The organism is Burkholderia sp. Bp8963 (assembly GCF_003854275.1).
Lineage (GTDB): Bacteria > Pseudomonadota > Gammaproteobacteria > Burkholderiales > Burkholderiaceae > Burkholderia.
In genome coordinates this window covers 25478-31945 of sequence record NZ_QTQP01000069.1, presented here as the reverse complement: position 1 = coordinate 31945, position 6468 = coordinate 25478, and the positions used below count along the sequence as shown (strand labels likewise).

At 65.9% G+C, this 6468-nt stretch carries 7 protein-coding genes and 1 pseudogene; 6 read left to right on the top strand and 2 right to left on the bottom strand.

What is annotated here, in order from left to right:
* The 6 genes and pseudogenes from DID96_RS33800 to DID96_RS33775 all read left to right on the top strand — a co-directional run.
* A pseudogene (locus tag DID96_RS33800) lies at positions 1-143 on the top strand (IS630 family transposase); the annotation flags it as partial.
* Between the two features lie 46 nt (positions 144-189).
* Positions 190-840, top strand: coding sequence for an NADPH-dependent FMN reductase (locus DID96_RS33795; protein WP_124603537.1), 651 nt, complete (start codon positions 190-192; stop codon positions 838-840).
* Between the two features lie 221 nt (positions 841-1061).
* Positions 1062-1277 (top strand): transcriptional regulator, encoded by a 216-nt coding sequence (locus tag DID96_RS33790; protein ID WP_124603536.1) that lies wholly within the window; start codon positions 1062-1064, stop codon positions 1275-1277.
* Positions 1278-1373: 96 nt separating this feature from the next.
* Complete coding sequence (locus DID96_RS33785; protein WP_124603535.1) at positions 1374-2276, top strand: ferritin-like domain-containing protein; 903 nt, start codon at positions 1374-1376, stop codon at positions 2274-2276.
* Between the two features lie 334 nt (positions 2277-2610).
* Entirely contained in the window at positions 2611-3756 is a 1146-nt protein-coding gene (locus DID96_RS33780; protein ID WP_185732455.1) for a DUF2827 domain-containing protein, read from the top strand.
* A gap of 14 nt (positions 3757-3770) precedes the next feature.
* Positions 3771-4925: a DUF2827 domain-containing protein gene (locus DID96_RS33775; RefSeq protein ID WP_124603534.1), complete on the top strand. Its 1155-nt coding sequence runs from the start codon at positions 3771-3773 to the stop codon at positions 4923-4925.
* 13 nt (positions 4926-4938) lie between these two features.
* Here the strand turns inward: DID96_RS33775 and DID96_RS33770 are convergent, their stop codons facing one another.
* Both DID96_RS33770 and DID96_RS33765 read right to left on the bottom strand, forming a co-directional pair.
* Positions 4939-5124: a hypothetical protein gene (locus DID96_RS33770; RefSeq protein WP_185732454.1), complete on the bottom strand. Its 186-nt coding sequence runs from the start codon at positions 5122-5124 to the stop codon at positions 4939-4941.
* Positions 5125-5163: 39 nt separating this feature from the next.
* The gene (locus DID96_RS33765) at positions 5164-6306 is read right to left on the bottom strand and encodes a DUF2827 domain-containing protein (protein WP_124603532.1); all 1143 of its coding nucleotides are present in this window, start codon (positions 6304-6306) and stop codon (positions 5164-5166) included.
* Positions 6307-6468: the final 162 nt, after the last annotated feature.

The following is a 6468-nucleotide window of genomic DNA, read 5'->3' as shown; positions in this document are numbered from 1 at the left end:
GCGGCGTCGCGCGACGCCCTTTGCAAAAGGGTGAAAAACTCGGGCCGCGGATCCATGAACAGCTTGAAAAAATTGGGCAAGACCCGAAGCTCGTCCGCGCGTTCTTCAGACATCCATCTGTCCGCTATATTTCTGACCTATGAGTAAGCCTGTGCTTAGCCGGGCAACCCATCTCCCAGGAGCGCCCCCTTGACTGCATTCGATCAACATCGCCGGCCGTTCGTCGTCGGCATCGGCGGCACCACCCGCGCGGCCTCGTCGACCGAGCGCGCGCTGTCGTTCGCGCTGCGCGGCGCGCAGGCGGCCGGCGCCCGCACCCGGCTGTTCGACGGTCCGTTCCTGCATACGCTGCCGCACTACGCGCCCGAACAGAAGACGCTGACCGACGCGCAGCGCGACCTGATCGACACCGTGCGGCAGGCCGACGCGATCATCATCGCGACGCCCGGTTATCACGGCGGCGTCTCCGGTCTCGTGAAGAACGCGCTCGACACGCTCGAGGAACTGCGCGCGGACGAACGCCCGTACCTCGACGGCCGCGCGGTCGGCCTGATCGTGACCGCGTACGGCTGGCAGGCGGCCGGCACCGTGCTGACGTCGCTGCGCTCGATCGTCCACGCGCTGCGCGGCTGGCCGACGCCGTTCGGCGCGACCGTCAATACGCTCGAAACGCGCTTCGAGAGCGCGGACAGCTGCTCGGATCCGAAGGTCGTCGCGCAGCTCGAGACAGTCGGCACGCAGGCTGCCGAATTCGCGCTGGCGTTCGCGTCGCATCGCGCAGCGTCGCACGCGGCTTCGGTCGACGCGCTCGCGCCGGTGCTGAAGATCGCCAACCAGTAACCCCTAGTAACTCCAAGTAACCCCGCCCTCTCTCACTCCGTCCCGCCCGCGTCCGGTGTCGTTCGCCGCGCGGGCGGCGCACATTCGCGCGCCGCCGCGCCCCCGCATTTGACTGTCGATAACGATTCGGTCCGCTGAATGATTTGCATTGGCCGAAAGATTGGTTCACACGGCGCGCGGGTTTTCGTACGCTGAAAGCCCGATCCTTCTCCGCACCCGCCATGAATCGCACGATCCGCTACAAGGGCTACGAAGTCGCTCCGGCCGCTGCGCGTCTGCCGAACGGGCTGTTCGCCGCGAACCTGACCATCGAGAAGGCAAGCGGCGGCCCGTCGCGCGCCGTCTCGTTCGACGCGATCGACTTCTTCTTCGAAGAGGAACATGCGCTCGCCTATGCGTCCCGCTGGGGCCGCCTCTGGGTCGACGCGAACGCTTGACCTGCGTCACGCCGCCGCGCATCAGGCAGCACGAAAATACGTGAAATCCGGAGCCGTGGGACAATCTTTCGCTCCGTCATCACGATAACAATAGCCATGACTGATACGCTGCGGGATGAGCACGCAGCAGCAGATCACTCAATGCGCAACTGGACTTTCGAGAGGCAAGGTCCGGTAAAAATCGGTTCAGATGCGCACAAGCAGATGTTCTGCCGCATGCTGCTCGACACCCATAACCCGTACAAGCCGGCCGTGATCGGCTGGCCGCCGCTGCAACCCGAAGCGCTCGAGCGGCTCACGTCGCTGCCGATCTGGGACATCGCGGTGCAAACCGAAGGCCGCGCGTCGATTCGCGTCGCAACGTTCGCGTCGACCGTGACCGACAAGCTGCTGAAAGAGGCGCTCGACATGGACGGCGGCGAGGAAGCGCGCCACAAGGTCGTGCTGTCGAAGCTCGTCGAGGCCTACGGCATCACGCTCGCGCCGGAGCCCGCGTATCCGGCCCCGAACGACGCCGAATGGGCGTGGATGGTGACGGGCTTCAGCGAGTGCATCGACAGTTTCTTCGCATTCGGCCTGTTCCGCTCTGCGCAGCGTTCCGGCTATTTCCCGCCCGAACTCGTCGAGACCTTCGAGCCGGTGATCCAGGAGGAAGGGCGGCACATCCTGTTCTTCGTCAACTGGTACGCGTGGTACTGGCGCAATATGCGGTGGTGGCGCCGGCCGTGGTTCTTCGCGCGCGTCGCCGCGGTGTGGGCGTTCCTGATCTGGGAACGGATCGGCATCGCGCGCGGCATCGACGCCGACGGCGTCGCGCACGACGCGAATTTCTCGAGGACCGGGACTGCGGCCGTCGGCGATGCGCTCGATCCGCGCGAGCTGATCGAGCTTTGCCTCGCCGAGAACGACCGGCGAATGGCCGGCTACGACAAGCGGCTGCTGCGCCCGACGTTCGTCCCGCGCATTGCGCGCTTCGCGCTGCGCTTCTTCTGGAAATGATCGCCACCGTCGCCGCCAGCGGCGGTGGCTGACGTCCGCCCACGAAGTAAAAATTACATGGTCCGCAGCAGCAGTCGCGCGGCACGCTCGACCTTTTCCCCCTGCGCCGATCCGGTCGCCTCCCACGCGACCGCGAAAGGCCGCGCGAACAACCGGCGCCGACTCCAACACAGGCGATTTCCGTGCCACAATCGCCGCAAGCCGCCGGGCCGGCCGGATGCGCCGCGCGGCGCGTCGCCACAGGCGCACATATGACAAACAACGGCAAACCGGATCCGTGCAGCGGAGCGAACCGCGACCACCGGAGTGCCGGTGCCGCAGAGGGACAAAGCTGGTGACGGACAACATTCAAGCCGCCTCGCGCGGCGCCCGCAACGACCGCCCGGCCGTCGGCATCTCGCTGTTCGCGCGAGACGGCCAGGCGATCTGGGAAAACGGCATCCATCAGAACATCGCGTTCCTCGCGATGATGCTGAAGCGCTCCGACCGCGTCGGCCCCGTCTACTTCCTGAATGGCGGCGACGCACGCGCGCTGCCGGCCGGGCTCGACCTCGACGGGCTCGACGTGCCGCTCGTACAGCCGGGCGACGTCACGCACGAACTCGACGTCGTGATCGAAATGGGCGCGCAGTTGCCGGTCGAATGGCTGAAGCACATGAAGGCGCTCGGCAAGAAGCGCATCGTGTTCTTCTGCGGGCATATGTATGCGGGCCTGTGCGAAACGCCGATCTTCGACAAGCCGTCCGGGCACATCTTCAACGGCGGCCCGTTCGACGAGGCGTGGCTGTTGCCGCAGTACGACAAGACCGCGGCGCCGATGCTCCGCACGCTGCTGCGCGCGCCCGTGCATCTCGTGCCGCACATCTGGTCGCCGTATTTCCTCGAGCGGCGCGTCGCCGCGCTCGCGAGCGAAGGCGCGACATTCGGCTACCAGCCGGGCCGGGCCGCGTGGCGGCTCGCGACGCTCGAGCCGAACATCTCCGTCGTGAAGACCTGCCATTACCCGATGCTCGCCAGCGAGGAATTCTTTCGTGCACGGCCGGAAGCGGTCGATCACCTGTTCGTCGTCAACGCGATGCACCTGAAGGATCACCCGACGTTCCTGCACTTCGCGAGCAACCTCGACCTCGTGCGCCAGAACAAGGCGACCTTCGAGCCGCGCATCGACCTGCCCGGCTTCATGGCACGCCATGCGGACGCCGTCGTGTCGCATCAGTGGGAGAACGCGCAGAACTACCTGTATTACGACGTGCTGTACGGCGGCTATCCGCTGATCCACAACTCGACGCTGCTCGGCGACGCCGGCTACTACTACCCGGACTTCGACGCGGCGGCCGGCGGCCGCGCGCTGCTCGACGCGTGGCAGCATCACGACGCGCGCCTCGACGACTACCGCGCGAAAGCCGACCGGCTGCTGCAGTCGGTCTCGATCGACAACCCCGCGAACCTCGACGCGTTCGTCGCGCGTCTGGTCGCCTGAACCGGAGAACACGCATGTCGGACTCCAATGCCCGTCAAGCGCCCGGCGAGGGCCAGCGGCTCGTCGTCGGCGTGTCGCTGCATGTGCGCGGCGCCGGCCAGTCGCTGTGGGAAAACGGCATCTTCCAGAACTGCCTGCTGCTGATCCTGCTGCTGCGCCAGTCGCCGCTCGTCGCGGAAGCGGTGATGGTGAACGGCGGCGAACAGGTCGCCGATCCGCAGATGATGCTCGGCGAATGGAACGTGCCGCTGCTGTCGATGGACGAAGCGATGCAGCGCTGCGACGTGCTCGTCGAGATGAGCGCGCAATTTGGCGCCGAGTACATTCGTGCGTTCCGCGATCGCGGCGGCAAGGTCGCGACGATGCGGGTCGGCAACGACTACGTGATCGACATCGAGCGCGCGATGTTCAGCAAGCCATCGGGCTTCCTGTTCTCCGGCGCGCCGTACGACGCGGTGTGGACGATTCCCGAGTTCGAGCGCTCGTGCCTGCACTATTACCAGACCGGCCTGCGCGCGCCGGTGACGATCGTCCCGCACATCTGGCATCCGATGCTGTTCGACAAGGCACGCGCCACGCTCGGGCCGGGCCTCGAATTCGGCTACCAACCGGCCAAGCCGCGCTGGCGCGTGACGATGTTCGAGCCGAACATCTGCATGGTGAAGACGAGCATCATCCCGATGCTCGTGACCGAGGAAGCCTATCGCGCGAAGCCGGAGTTCGTCGATGTCGTGCGCGTGTGCAACACGCTGCACCTGAAGGATCACACGACGTTCGTCCACTTCGCGAAGAGCCTCGACATCGTCGAGCACGGGATCACGACCTTCGAAAGCCGTTACGCGGTGTACGAGTTCATGGCCGCGTACGGCGATGCGGTCGTATCGCACACGTGGGAAAACGCGCAGAACTACCTGTATTACGAGCTGCTGTATGGCGACTATCCGCTGATCCACAACTCGCCGTTCCTTGGCAACGCCGGGTATTTCTATCCGGACTTCGATTGCGAAGCGGGCGGCCGCGCGCTGCTGAAGGCCTTCGCCGAGCACGACGCGAACCTCGACGCATACCGCGAGCAGTCGAAGCACGTGCTCGACTCGGTCAGCATCTACAATCCGGATAACGTCGCTGCCTATACGGACGCGCTCGCGGCGCTCTATCGCGACGCATGACGCGCCGCACCGGCTACTGGCAAACCAGGCGCCCGCACGACGCCATGAACGTCTGACCGTGCCGCCACCCCACGCGCACCAGCGACGCGAAGATGCGCCGCCGCGCGCGGCCGAATCGCGCGCCGCTCGCGTGGCTGCGCTGTTCGACGCTGCCGAATATGCCGCACGCGATCGCGGAATCCTGTCCGTACACGCCCATTGATTCGATTTCCGCCCGTCATCGTGCGGCGGCGCGCCGTTACCCGGCCGCCCCACCGACAAGCTGCGCGAGCAGCGCGTCATATTCGGCGACGAGCGCCGGGTTCGCCGACGTATATCGCCGCAGGATCTCGCGCTGACGCCGCGCGTATCCTTCCCAGTCGTCGTCATGCTTGCGCAGCGCATCCAGCAGCGCGTCCGTGCCTTGCTGCACGTCGTTGTCCGGATAGTAGTAGCCGAGATCTGGCGCGAGGCTCGCGTTGTGCACGAGCGGATAGCCTTGCCAGCACACGTCGAAGTAGAAGTAGTTGAGCGGGTTCTCCCACTGGTGCGATACGACGACGTCGGTCAGCTCCGCGAGGAACACGGGCGTGTCGAAGCGGCCGACGAAACTCGCCTTGCCGGCCCGGACGATCTCCAGGTAGTTCATCAGCATCACGAACTCCTGGCTGTCGTGCGCGAGGCGATCGGCGTTCGTCACGTGCGTGAACGCGATCGCGTCCGGATCGCGGCGGAACGCCTCGTCGATGATCAGCAGCGGATACACGCAGAACTTCACGACGTCGTGGTTCGGCTCCATCACCGTCAGCCGCTTCGCGCGCGCGCCGCTCGGCCGGTATTCGCCATGCCCGGGCAGCGTGCGGGCGCGCTCGGTCAGGAACATCGGATCCCAGACGAACGGCACGACGCGCCCCGGGCAGCGGCGCAACGACTGCAGGAACGGCAGCGACGACGGCGCGATCTGCGGAATCGCCCACACCTCGTCATAGCCGCGGTTGATGAACAGCGTATCCCACAGCCGCCGGCCGAACAGGATCGACTCCATCGCGTTGATGTATTCGACGCCGCAGCAGTAGCTGACGATCTTCGTGCCGCGTGCTTTCAGGTACGCGGTCTGCGCCCCGTCGATCTGCCCGCCGAGTTCGATCAGCACGTCGAGTGCGTCCTTCGCGTCCGCGAACGCGCGCGTGTCGTACACCGCGCGATCCCATGGCAGCGCGTCAGTCAGCGGCACGTCGGTCGTATTGACGAGCGTCACGCGGTAGCCGTGCGGCGACGCGATCAACAGCTTCGCGAGGAACAGCGCGTTCTGCTTGATGCCGTTGATCCACAGGCTTTCGTCGGGGGCGCGCAGGCCGATCGTGATGCCGATGCGCAGGCCGTTCAGGACAGGGGACGTCATCGTCGGCGAGGATGGGAGGTTGAAGGGTGCTGTGTAGCGCTGAGTTGAGCGCTCTCGCGCAAGCAGACAGTCTAGCGGACTTCCGGTCGCCCGACTGTCAGGGAGTGTTCAGGGCCTGCGAACCATCCCCGGGGCAGTCGCATAAAGCGCGTTGCCGGCCAA

What these genes read in the sequence shown, in the direction of transcription:
- DID96_RS33790 (WP_124603536.1), top strand. Translation starts at nt 1,062, where the DNA reads ATGAATCGCACGATCCGCTACAAGGGCTACGAAGTCGCTCCGGCCGCT.
- DID96_RS33785 (WP_124603535.1), top strand. Translation starts at nt 1,374, where the DNA reads ATGACTGATACGCTGCGGGATGAGCACGCAGCAGCAGATCACTCAATG.
- DID96_RS33775 (WP_124603534.1), top strand. Translation starts at nt 3,771, where the DNA reads ATGTCGGACTCCAATGCCCGTCAAGCGCCCGGCGAGGGCCAGCGGCTC.
- DID96_RS33770 (WP_185732454.1), bottom strand. Translation starts at nt 5,124, where the DNA reads ATGGGCGTGTACGGACAGGATTCCGCGATCGCGTGCGGCATATTCGGC.
- DID96_RS33765 (WP_124603532.1), bottom strand. Translation starts at nt 6,306, where the DNA reads ATGACGTCCCCTGTCCTGAACGGCCTGCGCATCGGCATCACGATCGGC.